General features: G+C 54.0%; 20 protein-coding genes and 1 tRNA gene. 13 read left to right on the top strand and 8 right to left on the bottom strand.

Annotated elements, in window-relative coordinates; translation table 11 throughout:
* Nucleotides 1-18: 18 nt before the first annotated feature.
* From ABNT34_RS15930 to ABNT34_RS15900, 7 genes are all read right to left on the bottom strand, one after another.
* Nucleotides 19-4,599, bottom strand: coding sequence for an EAL domain-containing protein (locus ABNT34_RS15930; RefSeq protein WP_348733367.1), 4,581 nt, complete (start codon nt 4,597-4,599; stop codon nt 19-21).
* Between the two features lie 35 nt (nt 4,600-4,634).
* Nucleotides 4,635-5,627, bottom strand: coding sequence for a cobalamin biosynthesis protein (locus ABNT34_RS15925; protein ID WP_348733365.1), 993 nt, complete (start codon nt 5,625-5,627; stop codon nt 4,635-4,637).
* Nucleotides 5,628-5,640: 13 nt separating this feature from the next.
* On the bottom strand, nt 5,641-6,339 hold the full coding sequence (mtnN, locus tag ABNT34_RS15920) for a 5'-methylthioadenosine/S-adenosylhomocysteine nucleosidase (RefSeq protein WP_348733363.1): 699 nt from the start codon (nt 6,337-6,339) through the stop codon (nt 5,641-5,643).
* 84 nt (nt 6,340-6,423) lie between these two features.
* On the bottom strand, nt 6,424-7,308 hold the full coding sequence (locus tag ABNT34_RS15915; protein ID WP_348733361.1) for a pirin family protein: 885 nt from the start codon (nt 7,306-7,308) through the stop codon (nt 6,424-6,426).
* 86 nt (nt 7,309-7,394) lie between these two features.
* Entirely contained in the window at nt 7,395-7,967 is a 573-nt protein-coding gene (locus tag ABNT34_RS15910; protein WP_348733359.1) for a methylated-DNA--[protein]-cysteine S-methyltransferase, read from the bottom strand.
* A gap of 1 nt (nt 7,968) precedes the next feature.
* A complete protein-coding gene (locus tag ABNT34_RS15905; protein WP_348733357.1) occupies nt 7,969-9,423 on the bottom strand; it encodes an AlkA N-terminal domain-containing protein in 1,455 nt (484 codons plus the stop codon).
* Between the two features lie 80 nt (nt 9,424-9,503).
* A complete protein-coding gene (locus ABNT34_RS15900; protein ID WP_348733355.1) occupies nt 9,504-10,481 on the bottom strand; it encodes a hypothetical protein in 978 nt (325 codons plus the stop codon).
* Nucleotides 10,482-10,555: 74 nt separating this feature from the next.
* On the opposite strand from ABNT34_RS15900, the gene ABNT34_RS15895 reads away from it, so the two are divergent.
* Complete coding sequence (locus ABNT34_RS15895) at nt 10,556-10,900, top strand: HopJ type III effector protein (RefSeq protein ID WP_348733354.1); 345 nt, start codon at nt 10,556-10,558, stop codon at nt 10,898-10,900.
* 43 nt (nt 10,901-10,943) lie between these two features.
* Here the strand turns inward: ABNT34_RS15895 and ABNT34_RS15890 are convergent, their stop codons facing one another.
* Nucleotides 10,944-11,330, bottom strand: coding sequence for a response regulator (locus ABNT34_RS15890; protein ID WP_348733352.1), 387 nt, complete (start codon nt 11,328-11,330; stop codon nt 10,944-10,946).
* Between the two features lie 271 nt (nt 11,331-11,601).
* Between ABNT34_RS15890 and ABNT34_RS15885 the strand changes: the two genes are divergently transcribed.
* From ABNT34_RS15885 to ABNT34_RS15830, 12 genes are all read left to right on the top strand, one after another.
* Nucleotides 11,602-11,678 (top strand) — tRNA-Trp (locus ABNT34_RS15885).
* Between the two features lie 33 nt (nt 11,679-11,711).
* A complete protein-coding gene (locus tag ABNT34_RS15880; RefSeq protein WP_348733350.1) occupies nt 11,712-12,149 on the top strand; it encodes a hypothetical protein in 438 nt (145 codons plus the stop codon).
* Nucleotides 12,146-12,601, top strand: a complete 456-nt coding sequence (gene rimI / locus ABNT34_RS15875; protein WP_348733348.1) for a ribosomal protein S18-alanine N-acetyltransferase — start codon at nt 12,146-12,148, stop codon at nt 12,599-12,601. The genes ABNT34_RS15880 and rimI overlap by 4 nt, the downstream gene beginning before the upstream one ends.
* 169 nt (nt 12,602-12,770) lie before the next feature.
* Nucleotides 12,771-14,369: a peptide chain release factor 3 gene (gene prfC, locus ABNT34_RS15870; RefSeq protein WP_348733346.1), complete on the top strand. Its 1,599-nt coding sequence runs from the start codon at nt 12,771-12,773 to the stop codon at nt 14,367-14,369.
* A gap of 26 nt (nt 14,370-14,395) precedes the next feature.
* Nucleotides 14,396-16,135: an arginine--tRNA ligase gene (gene argS / locus ABNT34_RS15865; protein WP_348733344.1), complete on the top strand. Its 1,740-nt coding sequence runs from the start codon at nt 14,396-14,398 to the stop codon at nt 16,133-16,135.
* A gap of 284 nt (nt 16,136-16,419) precedes the next feature.
* Nucleotides 16,420-17,064 carry a pyridoxamine 5'-phosphate oxidase gene (gene pdxH / locus ABNT34_RS15860; RefSeq protein WP_348733342.1) on the top strand — a complete coding sequence of 215 codons (645 nt, stop codon included), beginning with the start codon at nt 16,420-16,422 and terminating at the stop codon, nt 17,062-17,064.
* 116 nt (nt 17,065-17,180) lie between these two features.
* Nucleotides 17,181-17,732, top strand: a complete 552-nt coding sequence (locus ABNT34_RS15855) for a GNAT family N-acetyltransferase (RefSeq protein ID WP_348733340.1) — start codon at nt 17,181-17,183, stop codon at nt 17,730-17,732.
* A gap of 128 nt (nt 17,733-17,860) precedes the next feature.
* Nucleotides 17,861-18,547, top strand: coding sequence for a TetR/AcrR family transcriptional regulator (locus ABNT34_RS15850; protein ID WP_348733339.1), 687 nt, complete (start codon nt 17,861-17,863; stop codon nt 18,545-18,547).
* Nucleotides 18,540-19,499 carry an HlyD family efflux transporter periplasmic adaptor subunit gene (locus ABNT34_RS15845; protein ID WP_348733337.1) on the top strand — a complete coding sequence of 320 codons (960 nt, stop codon included), beginning with the start codon at nt 18,540-18,542 and terminating at the stop codon, nt 19,497-19,499. The genes ABNT34_RS15850 and ABNT34_RS15845 overlap by 8 nt, the downstream gene beginning before the upstream one ends.
* Nucleotides 19,486-20,430 (top strand): ABC transporter ATP-binding protein, encoded by a 945-nt coding sequence (locus ABNT34_RS15840; protein ID WP_348733335.1) that lies wholly within the window; start codon nt 19,486-19,488, stop codon nt 20,428-20,430. Before ABNT34_RS15845 ends, ABNT34_RS15840 begins: the two co-directional genes overlap by 14 nt.
* Nucleotides 20,393-21,514: an ABC transporter permease gene (locus ABNT34_RS15835; protein WP_348733333.1), complete on the top strand. Its 1,122-nt coding sequence runs from the start codon at nt 20,393-20,395 to the stop codon at nt 21,512-21,514. Before ABNT34_RS15840 ends, ABNT34_RS15835 begins: the two co-directional genes overlap by 38 nt.
* Nucleotides 21,515-21,715: 201 nt before the next feature.
* Nucleotides 21,716-23,404: a M20/M25/M40 family metallo-hydrolase gene (locus tag ABNT34_RS15830; protein ID WP_348733331.1), complete on the top strand. Its 1,689-nt coding sequence runs from the start codon at nt 21,716-21,718 to the stop codon at nt 23,402-23,404.
* The last annotated feature ends 50 nt before the right edge of the window (nt 23,405-23,454 follow it).

Raw genomic sequence — 23,454 nt, 5'->3', positions numbered from 1 at the left:
GCGCTAGGACGGCATAGTTTAATGCTGTTGCAGGCTTTGCAGCAATTGCGCTGCGGCCATTGGTTTGCCAAACAGATAACCCTGGATCAAATGACAGCCGCGCTGACTGAAAAACGCCAGCTGTTGTTCGGTTTCGACACCCTCAGCGATGCAATACATGCCAAGGCTGCTGGCCATACTGAGCATTGCATCGATGATGGTTTCATCGTTGCGGTCGATGCCGATGTCTTTGACAAAACTCCGGTCGATTTTGATGCCGTCGATCGGCAGTTCTTTGAGGTACTTCAGTGAAGAATATCCAGTGCCAAAATCATCCAGCGCCAGCTGCACGCCGAGTTCACTCAGAGCCAGCATAGTGGCAATGGCACTGTGGTGGTCCTGCATCAGCGCGCTTTCGGTCACTTCAAACCGCAAACAGTTGGCGGGCAGTTGGTATTGCGCCAGCAAAGCCGCGGTCTCCAGCGCCAGATTTTGCTGCTCCAGATGACGGGGGGATAAATTGACCGACACATATAACGGATAGCCGGCCCGATGCCATTGTTGTAAGTCGGCCAGTGCGCGCACCAGCAGGGCTTGAGTCATCGGCACTATCAGCCGCAGATCTTCAGCCAGCGGGATAAAATCGTTCGGCGGTACCAGCCGGTCTGCATCCTGCCAGCGCATCAGCACTTCCACCCCGACAATTTTTCGCTGCAGGCTGTCATAAATCGGCTGATAATAATTAAGGAATTCATTGTGTTGCCACGCGCTTCTGAGCCGGGTTTCCCGCGCCAGCTGCATCTGGGCTTTGTCGTTCATTTCCTGAATGAAAAACTGGAAGTTGTTGCGCCCCAAATCTTTGGCGTGATACATCGCCACATCGGCGTGTTTCAGTAATTCAGTGGCGTCGGCGGCGTCTTCGGGGTAGACCGCAATGCCTATACTGGGCGAAACGCTGACGGAGTGCCCGCCCAATGACATAGGTTCAGCGATGGATTTCAGCATTTTACGCGCGACATGGCTGATATTGTCGTCATTTTTATAGCTTTCCAGCAAGACAACAAATTCGTCCCCGCCAAGGCGCGCGACAGTGTCGGTCAGCCGTAAAATCGACGTCAGGCGTTTCGCAACTTGTTTCAGCAACATATCGCCGATGTCATGGCCGAGACTGTCGTTGATTTGTTTAAACCGGTCCAAATCGATAAAACAGAGCGCCAGCGAGCGTTTTTCCCGTTTTGCTGTTTCGATGCCGTGCAGAATGCGGTCCATCAGCAAAGCGCGGTTGGGCAGACCGGTTAATGCGTCATAATTGGCCAGGTAACGCAAGTCGTCTTCGGCTTGTTTTTGCGCTGTGATATCAGTAAATACTAAGACATAAAAATCAACGCCGTTTTCATCGCCTACTGCACTGATGTTCAGCAAAGTAGGGCGCTCAGTGCCATCCGGGCTTAGCACTATTTCTTCACCCTGCCAGTGTTGGTTGGCCGTCATGCCGCTTAACAAGCGGGTATAAAAACGCCGGCGCGACAAGCTAATGCCAAGTTCATGCACCCGTGGGTTGGACAGATAATCATCCATATTGCCAAACACGTCGGCAAACGACTGATTGGCGGCCAGCACCCGTTGTTCCGGGTCCAGTAATACCACCCAGTCGCGGGTTTGCTGGAAGGCTTCACCAAATAAACGGGCTTTTTCTTTGGTGGCGCGGGTTTCAGTCATATTGCTGTAGGTGCCGATGACCCGCAGCGCTTTGTCGCCCTGAGTTTCCGTCACTTTACCGATATCGCGGAACCACAGCCAGCTGCCGTTTTTATGCTGCATGCGGAAGGTAAAATCAAAACTGCGTTCCGGTACGGCAATAAAACGTTGCCAGGCCTGCTGATAACTGTCGCGATCATCCGGATGGATCAGTGCCAGATGTTGCTGCATTGACAGCGGATTCAGTTCTTCGCTGTAACCGAGCATCGCGTGGACACGCTGCGCGTACATGCTGTTTTTCTGCACCAGATAATCCCAGACGCCGCTGTTCACCGCTTCCAGTGCCTGCTTTAGGCGTTGCTCGCTGGCGCGGACTTTATGATGCGCCTGCGCCAGCAGGCGTTTTTGCGCCAGCCGGTTGTGCTGCCAGATAAACAGCAGGATGAATCCAAGCACTGCATAGCTAATCAATGCTGTGGTCGAATACCAGGGGGCCGGCTCGATGCGCAGTGTCAAAGTGGCAGTCCGGCTTTCTTTGCCATTGTGCGGTGTCAGTGCTTTGACATGGAAAGTGTATTGGCCGGGTTCGAGTTGCGGAAAAGTCACGCTGGCATTGTTTTGTTGCGGGAAACGGATCTCGCGATGTCCTTCCAGCCAGAATTTGTACTGAATTTTATCGGTATCGCGAAAGTTCAGCGCTGAGAAACTGACTTCGATACCCAAACTGTCATAGGCGAAACGGAAAAACTGGCCGTCAAGGTTATCCAGTGCCGTCGACGTCGCCTGATTCATCGCACCGATGCCGGTGATGGCAATATTCGGTGGCTGGGCTGTCTCAGCCAGTTCTGTTGGATTAAACCAGGTCAGGCCTGAGTTGGTGCCGTATGCCAGCAAACCATTGGATAGTCTCAGGCTCGCGGCATAACTGAAATCGCTGCCGGACAAGCCATCGCCTTTATCAAAAGGTTCCAGCCGCATCGTAGCCGGGGCCAGCCGGGTCAGCCCCTGTTGACTGGCGAACCAGATATCGCCATTGCTATCAGCTTCACAGGAGTAAATCGCATTATTTTGCAGGCCATTTTGTTTATGCAGATGATGTTTCAGCTGCAAAGTAGCCCCATCAAAGCTCAATAACCCAAGGCCGCGGATGGTAAACCACAAGTCGCCGCGACCATCGACACACATTCTGTCGGCAGTGCGGGCAAGGCCGGGCTGGTAAGGCATGGCCTCATAGATTTTCCGCACCTGCCGCTTTTGCTGATCAAACAGCCAGAGCCGGTCGGCCGCACTGAAAAACATCAGCTCTTTATGCTGTGGATGCGGCCCCAAAAACCGGCCTGCTCTGTGGGTTGGTTCGGCCTGACGTATTTCCGGCATTGCCAGCAACGAGCCGTCAGCCGGCTGGTAGCGGTAATAATCTTCCGCGTTGTAAAACCAAAAGGCGCCGTTGTCATCGCGCCAATGGCCACGGGCATTGAGTTGGACCAATGATTGCTGCATTGGGTCCTGTAACGGCAGCGGCAGAAATTCTTGTGTTTGAGTGGAAAACAGATGCAGTGCATTGCCGTTGCGTAGCCAGAGTTTTTCGGCGTGATCCGGATAAATCCGCGCTACGACCGTTGAGAACGTCGCCGGCATGGTCGCCGGGTAGGGAATATCGGTAATGCTGCCAGATATCAGATCAAAGCGCTTTAAGCCGCTGAGGGTACTCAGCAGCAGCTGATTGGCCGGACTCTCGGCCAGCGCCAGCACCGCCCTTGGGCTGAATCCGGCCTGTAAAATTTGACCGGAACCGGCCGGGATCGGCAGTTTCAGATGCTGGAAGTGGGTGCTGCGCGGATGCCAGTAATAAGCGCCCTGCAGACGGCTCGCTACCCAAAAACCACCGTCCGGTGTTGCCGCCAGATCGGTGATACTGTCTTGATCCACATCGTATTGGCTGTCGGTAAAGCGCCACAACAACCTTGGTTGCTGCTGGCCATTGTCCAGCTGAAACAGGCCTTTGTTGGTGCCGAGTAATAAACCACTGACCCGCGACAATACTTTATTGACCTGCAGGTCCTGCAGCAGCGGTTGGCTTGTCAGCGGTTGTGTAGCGGCCTGACGCAGTTCGGTTTCGTCCAGCCGGTATAAGCTTGAACCTTGTGACAAATAAAGCTGGTTATCAATGATTTCAAGCGTTCTGACCCAATTGTCAAAGCGGCCCTGGCCGGTATTCGCCAGCTGCAGCGGCCAGTGCTGCTGGGTTTTCAGGTCATAAATAAATAAGCCACGTGAAGTGCCAATCAGCAGCAACTGGTTGAGTTTCTTTAAGATCCGGACACGGGACATCAGGCTGTTGCCGCCATCGAACTCAAAGATTTGCTTCAGCTGACGACCAGGTAACTGCAACTGATAAACCGCTTTATTGATGGCCAGCAGCAATAAATCCGGTTGTTGCTCTATCACATCGTGTAGCAGCGGGATGGTATCGCTTTCCAGTTGCTGTAGCGGAGTTAATAACTCGGCAGCACCCGTTTTACGGTCAAGCAGATACAAACCTTGTTGCTGTGCTGCGACGAATAGCCGCCGCTGGCTGTCTTCCACCACTGCGGACACATCAAGCTCGACCTGACTGTCGTCCACCAGCGGTAACTGCCGCACCTGATTGGCGTCATAGCGGTTCAGCCCGCGGTCTGTTGCCAGCCATAAAAAGCCGCTGTGGTCGATCATGACCTTATTCACCGCACCACTGCTGAGTCCTTGCGTGGTGGTCAGCGGTTGTAACAAAGGCACAGGGTCCTGATGTTCGCTGGCAAAAGCAGACGGCAGCAACAAAACACTGCACAGAATCAACAGTAGCAACTGGCTTAATTTGTGGCGAAACCCAGTGATATTTGTAGCCAATAGATTGCCCTGTTGTTGACCTGTGGCGGCGAACATAACGCAGAATCTGCTCAAAAGTCCAGCCTGCGCCGTCAGAGTGAATGTGGCCATTGATACAGCAAAATCAGCGCAACACTAATGCAGCACAGCAGCCACTGTGCACGCTGGATTTGTTGTTCCATCACCTGCGCCAGCAATAAATCGGCCAGCTCTGGTGCTTGCTCAGGCCCAATCCGTTCGCGACGGATTTTCACGCCCTGATACATCACGGGCCCGGCCAGATTACGCTGTAGGCCAGCGCTCCAGGCTGACAAATACCAGCGCTCTGCCGCCGGCAAAGCGGCCAGCGGACTGGCGCGAAAAAACTGCACGCTTTGCACAAAACGGAACAACAGGGCAACCAACGTGCCCTGTAACCAGCACACTGGCCATAACATCAGCCGACCAACCTGGCCGACCGCACTGCCAAACCGGCGTTGGTCGCTGATTTTGCCGGACCAGGCCTGCTGCAATTCAACCAGTAAGCGCCAGACCAGCGCCGTCATAGCGCCGCCGACCACAAACCAGAACAGTACGGCAGCAAAATGACGCAGCTGTCGCTGCGCCAGCACTTCGATGCCGGCTTTGGCCAATCCGGTCGCGGAGAGTTTGCCACAATCGCGCCGCAGCAGCGGTTGGAGCTGATCTTTTGCCAGCTGCAGCTGCCGGCGTTGCAGACTGCCGGCCATAGTGGCGACCTGACTGGCGAAATGACGATGGTCCAGGCAAAGGTACAGCAGCAATGCGTCAAAACCGGCCGGCCATTCGGATAAGTGGCGCAAGGTCCAGGCCAGCGTCAGCAGCGGCAGCACCACCACCAACAAAGCCAAAATGCCGGCCAGACGCTGCTGCGCCGGGTTATCTGCAGCTTTATTCACTTTGCCGGCGACACGTTCTGCCAGTACCCGCAATAACGGCCAGGGCTGATATTGCAGCGGCAGCGCGGCGTAACGTGCCAGCAACAGGGTCAGTAATAACAACACGCCGGGTTCAAACACCGGCGTTTGTTGTAAGGCAAACCAGTATTGTTGCAGCGTTGCTGACACGAAATCGGGCCGCTTAAGCTAACTGCTGCAGCAGTTCCAGCACCATAGCGCTGCTGTTTTTCGAGGCAATCTCCAGATAGGCTTCAAACGAGGTCGGCGATTCTTTGCCGGCGATATCACTTAAACTGCGGATCACGACAAAAGGCGTGTTGAGCTGGTAACACACTTGCGCAATGGCCGCGCCTTCCATTTCCACCGCCAGCATTTGCGGGAAGGTGGCGCGGGTTTTGTTAATCCGCTCCGGATCACACATAAACACATCACCGGTGGTGATAAGGCCGGTTTTGGTCTGGCAAAACCCAAGCGTCTGGATACTGCGTACCGCGGCGGCGATTAAAGCCGGATCTGCAGTGAAAGCCGCCGGCAGACGTGGCAGCTGGCCCGGTTCATAGCCAAAAGCGGTGACGTCGACGTCGTGATGACGTAATTCGGTGGAGACGACGATGTCGCCAACATTCAGTTCAGGGTCAAAACCACCGGCTGAACCGGTGTTGATCACTGCTGATGGCTGAAATATCTGGATTAATAAGGTAGTGGCAATAGCAGCGGTGACTTTGCCGATGCCGGACTGCACCAGCACCACATCGCGGCCCTGTAACTGGCCGCGGTGAAATTCAAAACTGGCGACGCGGGTAGTTTCAATCTGACTCAGTTGCGCTTTGAGGATGGCAACTTCTTGTTCCATCGCGCCGATAATGCCGATTAATTGCATGAGGAAAATCCTGTGACAAAAAAACGGCATTATACAAGCAGGTCAGACAATGTCCCAGCGCGATTTCGCGCCGGGGGCTGCGGCTTAAATCTGCAGGACTTTGGCGGCCCGGTCTGTCAGTTTACCTTGCTGATAATCGGCAATCGCCTGTTCAATCTCAGCCACAGTGTTCATCACAAAAGGGCCGTATTGCGCGACTGGTTCCTGCAGTGGTTTACCGGCAAGCACAATGACGCGGGCCGGGCCCTCTGTACGAAGCGCAAGGCTATCACCATCCGTCAGCACACCGGCATGATGCAGTGGCACGCGATGGGTGCCAAGCCAGACTTCACCTTCATAAGGATAAACCAGCGCGTTATGACCGGCCGGAATGGCAAGTGCCAGCGTGGCTGCACTATGCAGCTGCAGGTCCAGATATAACGGCTGCGTTGACACGGCGCGGATTGGCCCTGTGGTCAGCGGCAGCACGGATTCACTATCCGCCGGGCTTTGCAAGGTGCCGGCGATGACTTTGATTTGGCCTTGTGGAATAACCACCGCCGGAATTTGCGCCGGATCTAAATCCAGATAAGCCGGCTCCTGCATTTTTTCCGCCGCCGGCAGATTCAGCCACAGCTGAAAGCCACGCATCAGACCAGATTCCTGTTGCGGCATTTCAGAGTGAATAATGCCACGACCGGCAGTCATCCACTGCACGCCGCCGCTTTTCAGGTGGCCCTGATTCCCCAGGTGATCCTGATGCAGCATATGGCCATCGAGCATATAAGTCACAGTCTCAAAACCACGATGCGGATGCGGCGGGAAGCCGGCAATATAGTCGGCGGCCTCATCAGAACCAAAACAGTCCAGCATCAGAAAAGGGTCCAGCCGCCACTGCGGCTGTAAGCCAATACTGCGGCGGATTTTGACACCGGCACCATCCGACACCTGTTTGGCCGGCCAGAGTTGGGCGAGAGTACGTAGTTTCATCAGCGGGCTCCAGAATTTTAGGTTTACCTGCCTAGTAAACCTTAAAACTTATCGAATTAATATTGCAATGAATCCCGCCATTTATTCTAAATATTCGAATGAACGGGGTTGGCTACCCGTTGTTCATGTTGCAACAACCAGACTTTGCGGTCCAGGCCGCCGGCATAACCGGTCAGTTTGCCGTCCGCACCAATGACCCGGTGGCAGGGTACGATAATGGCGATAGGATTGCGGCCATTGGCGGCACCAACGGCACGCATCGCATTTTTATTGCCAAGCAGCAACGCCAGCTCGCCATAACTTTGGGTTTGGCCATAGGGGACCCGGCACAGTTGCTGCCAGACTTGCTGCTGAAAAGCGGTGCCGCTGGCGGCGAGTGGCAGGTCAAAGTGCTGCCGTGTACCGGCAAAATACTCTGCCAGTTGCGCTGCCGCTTGTTGCAGCAACAATCCAACTGCACGGTCTGCCTGCACCGACAGCAGCTGAAAATCATCACTTTGTGACGCTGCTGCAGTGACGTCCTGATGCCTTAATCCGGCCAGACTGCGATCTTTTTGTACATCAGGGAAATGTACTGCAGCAATACCTTTGGCATTGGCATAAATTTCCAGCGCGCCGAGCGGGGACAAGCAATAGGCAACTTGGGGTGACTGCTGCATGTTATTCTCCTTGTTCTGTGGACCCGGCCGGTGCGTCGGCCAGACCAAACCAAAGTTGTAAGGTGGCATAACTGCGCCACGGTGACAGTGTTTGTGCATCAAAACCGGCGTGTTGACGCGCCAGCGCTTTTTGAATGCCCAAATCGCCGCCAAGCCACACATCAGTTTCCGATAAACCACGCAGGCAGGCATAAGCGACAGTCCAGGGGCCAATGCCTTTGATTGGCAACCACTGCGATGGATGCTGCTCTGGCGCGGCCCACATCTGATCGGCCAGTGCCAGAATGGTCTGGCGCCGGGCACCCGGCACTTTCAGCATCAATAATTCATCAGCGCCCACTTGTGCCGGCGTGGGAAATTGTAGCCAGACGGTTTCTGGCGTATGGGCAGGCACCGCAGAGGGTCTGGGGTGTTCAGTGCCTAACACCAGCAACCTGTTTAGCTGGGCCCGCGCGCCGGCGATACTGACTTGCTGGCCCAAAATGGCGCGGATGCCGGCTTCCCAAGCCGACCAGACCCCAGGAATACGCAGGCCGGTTTTTACTGTGCTGCCAAGCTGGCTCTGTAGATGTTGTTCAATCACTTGTAAATCGGCGTCTAAATCCAGCAACCGGCGGATCTGTTTCACCACCGGTAACAGGGTTTCATGGTCCGGCCAATGCAGTGTCAGTTTCAGCGCGTTTTTGCCGGCGATAGGGGCGACGTCAAACCAGCCGTGTTGCTGGCCCTGGCCCGGTGGCCAGTCAATCAGCCGGCCGTAATGCTCGCCGTCCAGCCATTCCAGACCGGTTAAAGTGCGTTGTTGCCAGAACTCCAGTAATAAATGCCAGGCCAGTGGCGGGCGATAACTCAGTTCCAGTTCAATGATGGCAGATTGCTGCGCCATACGTTGTCCCCGTATTTGTGTTGGTGTCAGTTGTAATTGTTGTTTAAAGGCATCGTGAAAGCGGCGCAGGCTGTGAAAGCCGGCCATCGCGGCGATATCCGTGACCGGCATTTTGGTTTGGTGCAGCAGCTGTTTGGCAAACAGAATTTGCTGATACAAAGCATATTGTTTGGGAGAAACTCCCAGATGCTGAGCAAACAGCTTACGCAGATAACGCTCGCTGATGCCGAGGCGTGCACATAAGGATGTTTGGTCGCCGTCCTGCAAGGCGCCCTGATCAATCAGCTTCATCGCACGGCGCAAGCTGGTCTGATTGCCTTGCCAGGCTGGTGAGCCGGGCGCACTGTCCGGCCGGCAACGCAGGCAAGGCCGAAAACCGGCGGCAGCTGCCGAAGCGGCGGAAGCAAAATATTGCACCTGATGTTCCGCCGGCGCCCGCGCCGGACAGATGGGCCGGCAATAAATGCCGGTGCTGTTGACCGCAATATAAAACAGACCATCAAAGCGCGCGTCACGGCTTAAACGCGCTTGCTGGCAAGTTTCAGCGGCAGGGATAACTTCGGTGGACACAGACGGTGCTCCGGCAAATTCAGCTGAGCGCAGTGTACCGCGAAGTTCTGTGGCGGATCAGCCAGATCCGGCACTCACTGTCAGATATTCAAATCAACCTGCTGCAGCAGACCAACTTTGCCTTGTTCTGACAAAAAGATGCCGCTGCGCGCAATACGGGCCAGTAGTGCATCGCCATCATACAAGCCAAATGAAGTCGCTACAGATTGTGCTGAAAGTGCGCCGATGCCGGCCTCGGTCAGGCTGCTTGGCGTTTCACCCGGCCGCCACAGGCTCAGTTGTTGCCAGGCGCTGTCGCTGCTGTCGACAAAGCCGTCTTTATCTTCATCCAGCGCGGCAAGTTCAGCAAAACCCTGGCCAGTGGAGGGCCCAAATAGTTCTTTGCCTTCTGTGATCTGGCCGTCCTGGTTCCGGTCGTAGCTCAGGTAATACTGACCATTTGCCAGAGTTGGCAAGTCAGCGTTTCGGCCATCACTGAAAAAATCAAAAGCCTGACTGGCACCAGTCCACTGAAAGCTCTGGCCGGTGGTACTTACAATTAATGGGTCTTTCAGCACAGCTTCCTGACGAATGCTAAAACTGGCGTAACTCTCCTGCAGGCTGAAACTAAACGCAAAACTCTGACTGCTGCCGTCTTCCAACTGCACGGCGCCAGCGAAGCTCGCTTCAACGGCCTGATAGCGGTAGTTAAACTCCATCACAGTGCGCTCAGTGGGTGCTGTGGGTGTGGTGGCCTCCGCTTCAATTTGCTGTTGTTGTGCCTGAATTTTGTCAAAGGCGGAACCATCAAGCCAGCTGAGTAATTTGCCAGTGCTCAGCTGTTCTAAAATCCGTTTCACAGTACCAATACTTTCTTTGGCGCTGAATTGCTGACCATCTTCATTTTGTTCGTCGGATGACTTAGACTCGGTTTCGCTCTGTGGATCAACGGCTTGTGCTGTTGGCGATGTCGCGGGGGAGGGGCGGGTAACCGGTGAAGACTGAACTTCGAGCCGGCTTTGCTGAAATAACTGCTGTTCGCGGGCACTGAATGCCTGTGTGGCGCTGATGATGTTCATGGGTTCCTCCCATCAGAATTGATGGATGATTGAACGCACTATCGGCACAATCTGGTCAAACTTTAGGCAATTTTATGTTGGAAACATTTTTTCGTCAGTTAAGTACTGAGCCGGACAGCATCAGCTTCCAGCAGACCATCGCATTGATTGATGCTTTGTATGATTTTACGCCGACAGCCTTTCAGAATGGCGAGCAGTTTAACGGCGCCGGGGAGAACAACGGTTCCTGTAAAATTCTGGCGTTTGCCTTGCTACATCAGCTGTCGGAGCCGCAGACTTTACAGTTATTTGGTGATTTTTACCGGTTGGAAGTGTTGCCGGATATTAAAGGCAGCAATCACGCCAATATCCGCAATTTTATGCGCACAGGCTGGGATGGCGTCGATTTTCACGGCAAACCGCTGACTGGCAAAGCCTGAAGCAAATCGCTCAGGCTCGATTGAGTTCATCAACTTATGCTGGTCAGGCGGTCAGGCTTTTTTTCTGGCATTTAACCAGCACAGACTCAATTTTCTTGGCGGAAAATGGCTTGGCGATAAAACCGCAGGCGCCGGCCAGAATGCTTTGCTGCACATTCTCGACGGTGCTGTGCGCCGTCATGATGACCACATTGGCGTTGGGATTGATTTCTTTTAGCTGGCGTAACAAGGATTTACCATCGCAGTCCGGCAGTTCAATATCGAGGAATACCACATCCTGATGTTGTTTGGTGTAACTGCTGATGCCCAGGCTGCCATTGGAAGCTTCGCTGACATGAGTAATGCCGAGCAGCATCAGGGTCTGGCGTAAGTATTCTCTGACGGAGGGTACATCATCGATGATCAATACGGAAAAGTCGGTCATTTTCATGCAAACATCCTTGGTAATCCAACATCCTGCACCTAAGTTGTAGCCTTTGTTGCCAAAGTCTGCAACCTGCCATTGGCAGCGGCGCGACATGCTAGCAAAGTAGTTTCGCAATTGCATCTTTTTTACACAGCGCTGCCGAAGTAGGGCATTTTTGCCGGTTGCGATTGCCTGCTTTGACAGCGTTCTGGCTGATTTATGCGCAATTGATTGCTTTGCCTGAGATTTTTGCTTTACCTTTAAAACTCCTTTTGTATAATGGCGCCTCAATCACAGGGGCATAGTTCCAATTGGTAGAACAGCGGTCTCCAAAACCGATGGTTGGGGGTTCGAATCCCTCTGCCCCTGCCAATTCTCTCAGGCAAGACCCAACGAGGTACTGAGATGAATCCAGACGTGACAAACAACATCACTTCTTCCATGTCAGAACTGCAACTGCAGTTCTTACAGCATTTAAAAATTCAACCGTTGCAGTCGCATTTAACCGCACCGGTTTATCAGCCTGTGGCACCAGTTGCCTGTACGACGCCGCAACCAGAATTCACTCCAGCTGAAGAAATCCCGCAGCAGTGGCTGACAGCAGACGTCAGCGTGCCGCTGGTGCAGGATTTGTTGTGTTGTTTGCAACAAGCAGGTGTGGCGGCCCAATGGTTTTATCAGGCCGACACTGCAGATATCCAACTGACCAGTACTGGCCTTTATAGCGCCGCACCTCAGAGTTTTCTGCCGCCGGCGCGAAAAAAACAACTCTGGCAGCGCCTCAGTCAGCTATTACCGGCTGATGTACCGGCAGAACACACAGTCACCACGGACCCGACATGATCCAAATCCGCATCGCGACCAGCGCCGATATTCCAGCCATGCTGGCAACAGAGCGAGCCGCTACGGCGTATCCCTGGGCAGAATCATCCTTTCGCAGCAGTTTCTCCGAGCGTTATTTTAATGCGGTTGCGCTTTGCGATGGTGAGGTCGCCGGCTTTTATATCGGTGAGCTGGTTGCCGGTGAAGCCAGTTTGTTTGATATTGCGGTGCATCCAAAGCAGCAAAGCAAAGGCATTGGCAAAGCCTTGCTCAGCCATTTTCTCGATGAAGCAGAAGCGCGCAAGGCGACCGATTGCTGGCTGGAAGTGCGGGCGTCCAATCAAACTGCGATAGCGCTGTACCAGCAGCTTGGCTTTCATCAGGTTGGCGTGCGGCCCGGCTATTACCCGGCGCCGGGCGGTAACGAAGATGCCGTGCTGATGGCGTTGTCGCTGGCGATGCCTTCCCTTTAGCCTTTCTGTGTTCTGGTCGCCAAACCCTGTGAATTAACTGGCAAAGCAATTTCGCCAAAGCCGCTGTTCCTGCTATAATCTGCGCCATTTTTCGCCGGACCCGGTACCCAGTCTCGCACTGTGCCAGAACCGGCCGCCCATTTAGCTTAACTTCGGAACTCACTCAGGCATGGCCAGCGCAGAATTTCTTCAGGAAGTCAGTACACGCAGAACCTTTGCGATCATCTCTCACCCCGACGCCGGTAAAACGACTATCACCGAAAAAGTGTTGTTATTCGGGCAGTTAATTCAAAAAGCCGGTACCGTCAAAGGCAAAAAATCTGGTCAGTACGCCACGTCTGACTGGATGGAAATGGAGAAAGAGCGCGGTATTTCGGTGACCACTTCTGTGATGCAGTTCCCGTATGCCGATTGTCTGGTTAACCTGCTCGATACGCCGGGTCACGAAGACTTCTCTGAAGATACCTACCGCACGCTGACCGCAGTCGACAGCTGTCTGATGGTGATCGATGGTGCTAAGGGTGTTGAAGAGCGCACCATCAAATTGATGGAAGTCACCCGCTTACGCGACACACCAATTATCACTTTTATGAACAAAATGGACCGTGATATCCGCGATCCGATTGATTTACTTGATGAAGTGGAAAGCGTCCTTAAAATCGCCTGCGCCCCTATCACCTGGCCTATTGGCTCTGGCAAAGAATTTAAGGGCGTGTACCACATCCTGCGCGATGAAGTGATTTTTTATAAATCCGGTCTCGGTCACACCATCCAGGAAGTTGACATCATCAAAGACATCAACAATCCGGAACTCGATGCCCGGATTGGTTATTTTGCCGCGGACCTGCGCGAGCAAATGGAACTGGTGCAAGGCGCCAGCCATGAATTTGACCGCGAGGCGTTTTTAAAAGGCGAATTAACGCCGGTGTTTTTCGGTACTGCACTGGGTAACTTCGGTGTCGACCATATGCTGGATGGCCTGACAGAATGGGCGCCGGCGCCGCAGCACCGCGCGACGACGGGCCGCACTGTTGAACCAACTGAAGCAGGCTTTTCCGGCTTCGTGTTTAAAATTCAGGCCAATATGGACCCGAAACACCGCGACCGCGTGGCGTTTTTACGTATCTGTTCCGGCAAGTACGAAAAAGGCATGAAAATGCACCATGTGCGCATCGGTAAAGATGTGCTGGTGCCGCATGCACTGACGTTCCTCGCGGGCGATCGCGCGCACGTCGAAGAAGCGTTCCCAGGCGATATCATCGGTTTACACAACCACGGCACTATTCAGATTGGTGACACTTTTACCGCCGGCGAAAAATTTACTTTTACCGGGATTCCAAACTTCGCGCCTGAGCTGTTCCGCCGTATCCGCCTGCGTGACCCGCTGAAACAAAAGCAATTGTTAAAAGGCCTGGTGCAATTATCTGAAGAAGGCGCGGTGCAGGTGTTCCGCCCGCTCGATAATAACGACTTGATTGTTGGCGCCGTTGGTGTGCTGCAGTTTGACGTCGTCGTACACCGGTTAAAATCTGAATATAACGTGGATGCGATTTACGAGAGCGTCAACGTCAGCACGGCGCGTTGGGTGTACTCTGACGATGCTAAAGCGCTGGAAGAATTTAAAAACAAAGCCAGCATCAACCTGGCGCTGGATGGCGGGGATAACTTAAGTTACCTGGCCCCGACTATGGTGAACCTGAATTTATCGATGGAGCGGCACCCGAAAATTCGCTTCCATAAAACCCGTGAACACGCGCACGCCGGTTAATTACAAGGTTTTACACAGGATTTAAGATGAATATCAAACAGTTATTGGCCGCAAAAACGCAGGCCGCGATGATCAAAGTCGGTTTGCCGGCGGACACCAATACCGCGGTGACACAAAGCACGAAAGTGGAATTTGGCGATTACCAGATTAACGGCGCCATGGCCGCTGCCAAGTTATTAAAAACCAACCCACGCGCTTTGGCGCAGCAGTTGGTGGATGTGCTGGAACTTCATGATATCGCTGATAAAGTCGAAATCGCCGGCCCGGGTTTTATCAACGTGACGTTAAAACCAGACTGGCTGGCGACTCAGCTGCAGCAGGCAGTTGCTGACCCACGTTTGGGCGTCAGCGCCAACACAGCGCCGCAAACAGTGGTCGTTGATTACTCAGCACCAAACCTCGCCAAAGAAATGCATGTCGGTCACCTGCGTTCGACCATTATTGGTGACGCAGTGGTGCGCGCGCTGGAATTCTGGGGTGACAACGTCATCCGGCAAAACCACATGGGCGATTGGGGCACGCAATTTGGCATGTTGATCGCGCATCTGGAAGACAAACTGGCCGCCGGTGTGGATTTAGAAACTGTCGCGCTGGCAGATTTAGAGGATTTCTACCGCGAAGCGAAAAAACGTTTTGACGATGAAGCTGGTTTTGCTGACAAATCGCGCGATTACGTGGTGAAACTGCAAGGCGGCGACGCGCATTGTCAAAAACTGTGGCAGCTGTTTATCGACACTTCAGTCAAACACAGCGAAGAAGTCTACCGCACCTTAAATGTCACTTTAGGTCATGACCACATTAAGCCGGAGTCGGCCTATAACCCGATGTTGCAGCCGATTGTTGATGATTTAAAAGCCCGTGGTATTGCGGTGGAAGATCAAGGCGCTTTAGTGGTGTTCCTGCAGGAACTGGCCGACAAAGAAGGTAATCCGTCGCCTTTTATTATCCAGAAAACCGGCGGTGGCTTTTTGTATGCCACCACGGATCTGGCAGCCTGCCAGTATCGCAGCCATGAGTTAAACGTCGACCGCATCATTATTTTCACCGACGCCCGTCAGGCGCTGCACTTTAAGCAAGTGGAGCTGGTGGCACGTAAAGCCGGTTTGCTGCGGGCGGAAACTGCTTATGAGCATTGCCCGTTCGGTACTATGATGGGTGAAGACGGCAAACCGTTTAAAACCCGCACCGGTGGCACTGTCAAACTAGCCGAATTGCTGGAAGAAGCCGTGGTGCGTGCTGAAGCCGTAGTAAAAGGCAAATCGACTGAACTGACAGCAGAAGAAATTGCTGAAGTGGCGCGTAAAGTTGGGATTGGCGCGGTGAAATTCGCCGATTTGTCGAAAAACCGTACTTCAGACTACATCTTCAGCTGGGATGCGATGCTGAGCTTTGAAGGTGCCACGGCACCTTACCTGCAATATGCTTATACCCGCGTCAGCAGTATTGTGCGCCGCGCCGGCATCAGCGACAGCTTCAGTGCGCCATTAATTCTGGCCGAGCAACAGGAAAAACAACTGGCGCTCAAAGTGCTGCAGTTTGAAGAAACGCTGCAGCAGGTGATGAAAGACGCCCAGCCAAACCTGCTGTGTAATTACCTGTACGAACTGGCGAGCCAGTACATGAGCTTCTATGAAGCTTGTCCGATTTTAAAAGACGGCATTGAACCAGCGCTGCGCGACAGCCGTTTAATGCTGAGCATTCTGGTGGCGAAATTGCTGGCCAAAGGCCTGGACCTGCTTGGCATCGATGTGATGGAGCGGATGTAACAGTAAAAGGGCGGTCGATACCGGTATTACCGGTCATTTAAGCAAATTGGTTCAAAACGGTGAATAGGAAGTCCCCAGCGGCTGTGCCAGCAAAACGCAGACACGCCGTGAATACATCCTTGTAGGCTCGTCATCCGCTGTCCCTGCGGCTGACGGTCTGCTTTTTTTGCCAGCACAGCTCGCCTTTGAAAGTTCATTGAAAGCAAAAAATAGTACCAGTCAGCTGAGCTGGCTGGTATTCGGTCGATACCGGCCCTTTGTCTTTTTATTCTGAGGAAATCTGTATGAGCGTTAATGTCGCGGATATCCGCCGTAGTTATGTCAAAGATAAATTGGATCTGGATAAGTTAAACGCCGATCCTTTTGTGCAGTTTGAAGCCTGGCTGAAAGACGCCATCGCCGCCGAACTGCCGGATCCGACGGCCATGTGTGTCGCCAGCGTGGATGCTGACGGTCAACCATCACAGCGGCTGGTGCTATTGAAAGATGTCAACAGCAATGGTTTTGTGTTTTATACCAATCTGGGTAGCCGCAAAGCACAGGAGCTCGCTGGCAATCCGAAAGTCTGTCTGCATTTTCCCTGGCATCCGCTGGAGCGGCAGGTCATTGTCTATGGCACGGCCGAGCGCGTACCAACGTCGCAGGTGTTGCATTATTTCACCTCAAGACCGAAAGAAAGTCAGCTGGCGGCCTGGGCTTCTGAGCAAAGCCGGCCGGTGTCGACGCGTCTGGCGCTGATGCAAAAATTCGCTGAGATTAAACATAAATTTGAGCACGGCGAAATTCCGGTGCCGAGTTTCTGGGGCGGGTTTTTAGTCAAACCACATAAAATCGAATTCTGGCAGGGCGGTGAACACCGGCTGCACGACCGTTTTATGTATAGCAAACAAGCCGATGGTCACTGGAGCATCGAGCGGCTTTGCCCTTGATGCTGCCATCTGACTAGTTGTACCTTTCAGTCAACGCATAGTTTACGGCGCCGCTCTTGATAGCCGCGCCGTTTTCGCCTTAAGCTCGGTGCAGTTTTCAGCACCGGATTTACATTGTGAACCTTCTGCAACAAGTCTTAACGGGCCCGACCCTGCGTTTAATTCCGTTACAAACTGAACATTGGCCGGCGCTGATGCAGGCCGCCAGCGACCCGCAGATTTGGACTTTGCACCCGGAACCTGAACGCTACAAACCTGAGGTATTCAAGCCGGTATTTGACGGCGGCCTGGCCAGCGGCGGCGCTTATCTGATTTGCGACAAACGAAGCGGCGAAGTGCTCGGCACCAGCCGCTATTACGAGTTTGATGCAGCAAAACGCGAGGTGGCGATAGGCTACACCTTTTTAGTGCGTTCGCGCTGGGGCGGCTCGACCAATACTGAACTGAAACAGCTGATGTTGGATCATGCCTTTAGTTTTGCAGATGGGGTCTGGTTCCATGTCGGTGCACACAATCTGCGATCTCGCCGCGCCGTGGAAAAATTAGGCGCGGTTTATAGCCATACCGAAACCACTGCACCAACAGGTGCGGCGCGCGCCACAGTGTTTTACCGGTTGGATAAAGCCGTTTGGCTTACGCGCCCATCGATTGAAAGAACGGCGGTTTAACGCCCGCCGGTGGTCATTCAAAAGCCGCTCCTTATCCAAAACCGGCCCCGCCGGAGAATTAATCTCATCGCTTAAAATGTCACCTGCGACTAGCATATTCATCAGCTGGATAATTTGGAGACTTGCTGATGAATATCAAAGCCGGACGGCCGGCCGCTGCGACGCAGCAGAGCAACACCAGGCACGATCTGCTGGTGCAGGCCCGGCTGTTATTTTCTGAGCTGGGCTATGAGCGTGTCACCACGCGGATGATTGCACAGGCCGCAGGCGTCAATGCCGGCATGATCCGCTATTACTTTGTCGACAAAGCCGGTTTGTTTGAGGCGATGCTGCGCGAAACCATCGCGCCTTTGCTGCAATTAGCCCAGCAGCAGGCGCGGCTGGCTGAGCTGCGCGACCCGGCGGCCATAGTCGCCGCTTATTATGCCGTGATGGCGCCGCATCCGTTGTTACCGACGTTAATCTTCCGCGCGCTGCATAATGTGGATTCGGCGGAATATCAGATTGTCAGCCGGGTATTTGCTGGTTTTGTCCAGCAGATGCTCAGTAATCTGGCGCAAGTGCTGAGCGCACCCGGCCAGCTGCAACCAGGTATGTTGCCGTTTAATGCATTGCTGAGCTGTTTTAGTCTGGCGATTTTCCCTTTTGTCATTCCACCTTTTATGAAACAGGCACTAGGGCTGGAACTGACGCCGGAATTCCTGCAACAACTGGCAGACCACCAGCGCCATGTGCTGCGTCATGGCTTGTTGCCAACCCCAGCTCACGATAACACCCCTTGCGAAGACATCCTCACCGGAGACACTGATGCGTAACCTGATTTTATTAAGTTTTTGTGCTGTGCTGACGGCCTGCCAGCCGCAAGAGCCCCCGTCGGCTTTTGGCACCCTGGAGCGAGAGCGGGTGCTGCTCACGGCACCGGCAACAGAATTGATCCTGACGCAGTCTGCGCAGGAAGGCAGCACCGTCAAAGCTGGTCAGGTGCTGTTGCAGCTGGACCCGCGGTTACAACAACTGAAAGTTGATAAAGCCAGCGCTGAAGTGCACCGCGCGCAGGCCGCGCTGGACTTGCTGCTACAGGGTAATAGAGCTGAGCAAATCGCTGCCGCGGCGGCGCGGCTGGAACAGGCGAAGCTCAGACTTGCTGACAGTGAACGTCAGCGCAACAGGGCCAGCCAGTTACGTCAGCAGCGCCTCATTGCGCAGGCTGAACTCGATGCCGCAGAACTCAGCAGCCAAGTCGCCCGCGCGCAGTATGCCGATGCGGCGCAGCAGTTACAGGAGCTGCAGGCCGGCAGCCGGCCAGAACAAGTCAGTCAGGCCCGGTTTGCGCTTCAAAGCGCGCAGCAGTCACTGAATGTTGAACTGAAGCTGCTGGCGGATTTAACTCTGGTCGCCAGTCGTGATGGTGTATTGGAAGACCTGCCGTACCATATTGGTGAGCGGGTGCCACAAGGTGCAGTGCTCGCGGTGATCGCTGCCGACAGCGCGCCTTATGCCAGAGTGTATTTACCGGAAACGGCGCTGGCGCAATTTAAACCTGGTCAGCAGGTGCAGATTTATGCGGACGGGCAGCCACAGGCTATGGCCGGCACTGTACGCAAAATTGCGACTGAAGCCAGCTTTACACCTTATTTTGCCCTGCATCAGGCCGAGCGGGCCCAGCTGATGTATGTCACTGAAATCAGCTTAAACACAGATGTCACACTGCCCACTGGTGTGCCGGTACAACTGCCACTGCAGGAGGTCAATGATGCTGGCCATTGATGTGCAGGGGATGAGCCGGCGTTTTGGTGATTATCTGGCGGTCAATCAGCTGGACCTACAAATCCCCACCGGTTGTATTTATGGTTTTCTCGGCCCCAATGGCTGTGGCAAATCAACGTCGATCCGCATGCTGACCGGGTTGTTAACGCCAAGCAGCGGCTCTATTCAAGTGTTGGGGCTGGAACTGCCGCGGCAGGCCGATGTGTTGCGCCAGCGCATTGGTTACATGACGCAGAAGTTTTCGTTATACGACAATTTAACGGTGCTGGAAAACCTGCAGTTTGTCGCTGGCATTTATCAGTTACCGCGACGCGAGCGGCCGCTGCGCATCCGGCAATTATTGGATTTATATCAGCTGGAAGATAAGCAGCAGGTGAGGGCTGGCAGTTTAAGTGGTGGCCAGAAACAGCGGCTGGCTTTGGCTGCGGCGACGATGCATCAGCCGGCATTGTTATTTCTCGATGAACCGACGTCGGCGGTCGACCCGGAAAACCGCCGCGAATTCTGGGAGCGGTTGTTTGATTTAAGTGACGCCGGCACGACGATTTTAGTCTCGACCCATTACATGGACGAGGCCGAACGTTGTCACCGCCTGGCGATCCTGGAGCGCGGCGAAAAACGCGCCGACGGCAGTCCGGCCGATTTAATGGCGCAGATGCCGGCGGACGTTTATGAAGTCTGCGGGCCCGACTTACGGCAGTTGCGCCAACAAGTGCTGCGCTGGCCGCAAATCATGTCGGCGGCGCAGATAGGCCAGTCACTGCGGCTATTAGTCTACAAATCTGCCGGCTGGACGGTCGCGACCTTGCGCCAGCAACTCAGCCTTGTTTATCAATGCGAGCCAGTCCGCCCTTCGCTGGAAGATGTTTTTGTTGCCAATACCGGAGCTGCATATGCTGAGTCTGTCTCGCATTCACGCGATTTTTCGTAAAGAGATCTGGCAGTTAGCGCGCGATCGCATCACCTTTGCCATGATAGTGATGATCCCGCTGGTGCAACTGATGTTATTTGGTTATGCCATCAACACTGACGTGCGCCAGGTGCCGGCTGCGCTGGTTGAGCAAAGCGGCAGCAGTGCGGCCCGACAGTTCGTCGCCGATGTTCAGGCGTCGCAGGCAGTGCGTTTTGTACCGGGTTTTACCAATATCAGCAAAGCTAAAGCAGCACTGACGGCCGGGCAGGTTCATGCGATTTTAGTGATCCCGGCCGACTTTAATCGCCGGCTGGACGAACGCCGGCGCGGCGGTGGCAGAGCTGTTGCGCAGTGGATCACCGACGGCTCAGATCCGATGCTTGGCAATGCCGTGAACGCTTTGCGCCAGATGCCGCTGCCGCAGCTTTCGCCCACACATCGCGAAGCGTCGGTACCGCCAAGTGCGTTATTTGAGGTGGTGAATTTTTACAATCCGGAGCGGCGTACTGCGGTCAACATAGTGCCAGGCTTAATTGCGGTGATCCTGACCATGACGATGATCCTGTTTACCTCGGCCGCCATAGTGCGCGAGCGCGAGCAGGGCAATATGGAGTTTTTGATCAATACGCCTATCCGGCCGCTCGAGCTGATGCTGGGGAAAATTCTGCCTTACATCGCCATTGGTTTATTGCAGGTGGCGATTATTTTGGGCCTTGGCCACGGCCTTTTTGCCGTGCCGTTACCTGAGCAGTGGCCGTCGTTATGGCTGGTGACTCTGTTATTTATTCTGGCCAGTCTGACCCTGGGATTATTGATTTCAACCAAAGCACAAACTCAGCTGCAGGCGATGCAACTGACAGTGTTTATTCTGCTGCCGTCGATTTTATTGTCTGGTTTTATGTTTCCTTATGTGGCGATGCCAAAACCGGCGCAATATATCGCCGAATTATTGCCGGCCACCCACTATGTCCGGCTGGTGCGGGCCGTGGTGCTGCGGGATGCGCACTGGACGGCGCTACTTAGCGATATCATGGTGTTAGCGGCTTTTATTCTGGTTGGCATGACCCTGGCGACATTGCAATTTCGCAAGCGACTGGATTGATGAACTCCGCCGGCAATCTGTCGGCGGATTATCGTTGTAAATACTGTGTTGACCGCAAAGCCGTTGCCTTACTGGTCTCGCTGGCTGAGTCTGCTAAAGCTGTTCCGAAAAAATCATCAACTAGCAGGTGCAGCGTCACGGAACACCTTGTCGCAATACAAGGCTGAATCGCAACAACAAAAAATATGCGGGAACATGGTTATGCAACGAATGTTAAATAAGGCTGCCGTATCGGTACTGGCTCTGGCGGTATCACAAGTGCTGGCTGCCGATTTGGATGTGGCGAATAAAATCCGTCATGAAGGCCTGTATCAAAGTGAAGTGCTGCACACGCTGGAATATCTGACCGACAACATTGGGCCGCGCCTGACCGCGTCGCCGCAAATGACGGCGGCCAATCACTGGACTCAAGAGCAGCTGCAAAGCTGGGGCCTGAAAAATGCGCAATTACACGCCTTTGAATTTGGTCGCGGCTGGAGCTCTTCGGCATCGAGCATTGCGCTGACGGCACCACGGACTGTGTCGCTGCACGGTATTCCGGTGGCCTGGACACCGGGCACCAATGGGCCGGTGGCTGGCGAAGTGATGATGTTTGACGTCAACACCGAAGCAGAACTTGCCCAGTATGCCGGCAAATTACGCGGTAAATATCTGATGATGGGCGAGGATCTGAAAATTGAACCGCCAAATACCATCATTTTTGAACGGCTTGGCAGCGACAAACTCAATACCTTAAAAGATGCGGACGTCGGGGCGCGACCAAGCTACGAATCGGCCATGACCAAAGCGCTGCGTGCCAGTCGCAAACAAGCGTATCAGTTTAATAAAGCGCTCAGTGCCTTTTTAGTTAAAGAACAGGCGGCTGGTGTCATCTACCGCTCCAGCCGACAGGGCGGTCTGGTACGGGTGTTTGGTAAATCACACAAAATCGGCGAAACCTTTGGCGTGCCGGCGATCATCATCGAGCAGGAAGACTATGGTCAGCTGTTACGGATGCTGGACCGCAAAGAGCAGCCGCAGCTGACGCTGGATATCAAAGCGCAGTTCCACGATGACGACAAAAACGCCTACAACACTATTGCCGAAATTCCGGGCACCGATAAAAACGGCGAAGTGGTAATGGTTGGTGCGCATCTGGATTCCTGGCACGCCAGTGACGGTGCCGTCGATAACGGCGCTGGCGTGGCGGTGGCGATGGAAGCGGTGCGTATTCTGTCCAAACTGAACATCAAGCCAAAACGCACTATCCGTATTGCGCTCTGGTCCGGTGAAGAGCAGGGCCTGTATGGCTCGCGTGCTTATGTGAACGACTTCCTGGCCAGTCGCCCGGCACCAACTGATCCGGCGGAAAAAGCATTACCACGTTATTTGTGGTCAAGCCCGGGCTGGCCTATTGCGCCAAAAGCCGGCTACGACAAGCTGTCGGTTTACCTGAACATGGATAACGGCAGTGGCCGCTTCCGTGGCATTTACACTGAAGGCAACGTGGCGGTGAAACCTATTTTTACCGACTGGTTTGGCCCATACATGGATTTAAGCAATGGCACCGTATCACCACGTTCGACCGGCGGCACTGACCATGAATCCTTTGATGACGTCGGTTTACCGGGCTTCCAGTTTATTCAGGACCCGCTCGATTACAGCACCCGGCTGCATCACACTCACATCGATTCGATTGACCATGTGATTGAAGATGACCTGAAGCAGGCGTCGGTGATCATGGCCGGTTTCCTGTACGAAGCGGCGATGGCCGACAAAAAGCTGCCACGTAAACCGATGCCAACACCGGCTTCCGCGGTGCAGCAACAGCGGCAGGATTTGGAAAGCCAGAAAGAGCGGCGCAAGCAGCAACTTGAAGCAAAAAGTACTTTGGAGAGCAGCCAGCACTGATGGCTGCTATTTCTGCAGGGCTGACGATGTTGGCCCTGCATTGCTGTGGT

The organism is Rheinheimera texasensis, from assembly GCF_964031785.1.
In the GTDB taxonomy this organism is placed as follows: domain Bacteria; phylum Pseudomonadota; class Gammaproteobacteria; order Enterobacterales; family Alteromonadaceae; genus Pararheinheimera; species Pararheinheimera texasensis_A.
The sequence above is the reverse complement of the archived record's forward strand: the minus strand, read 5'-3'. Positions and strand labels throughout refer to the sequence as shown.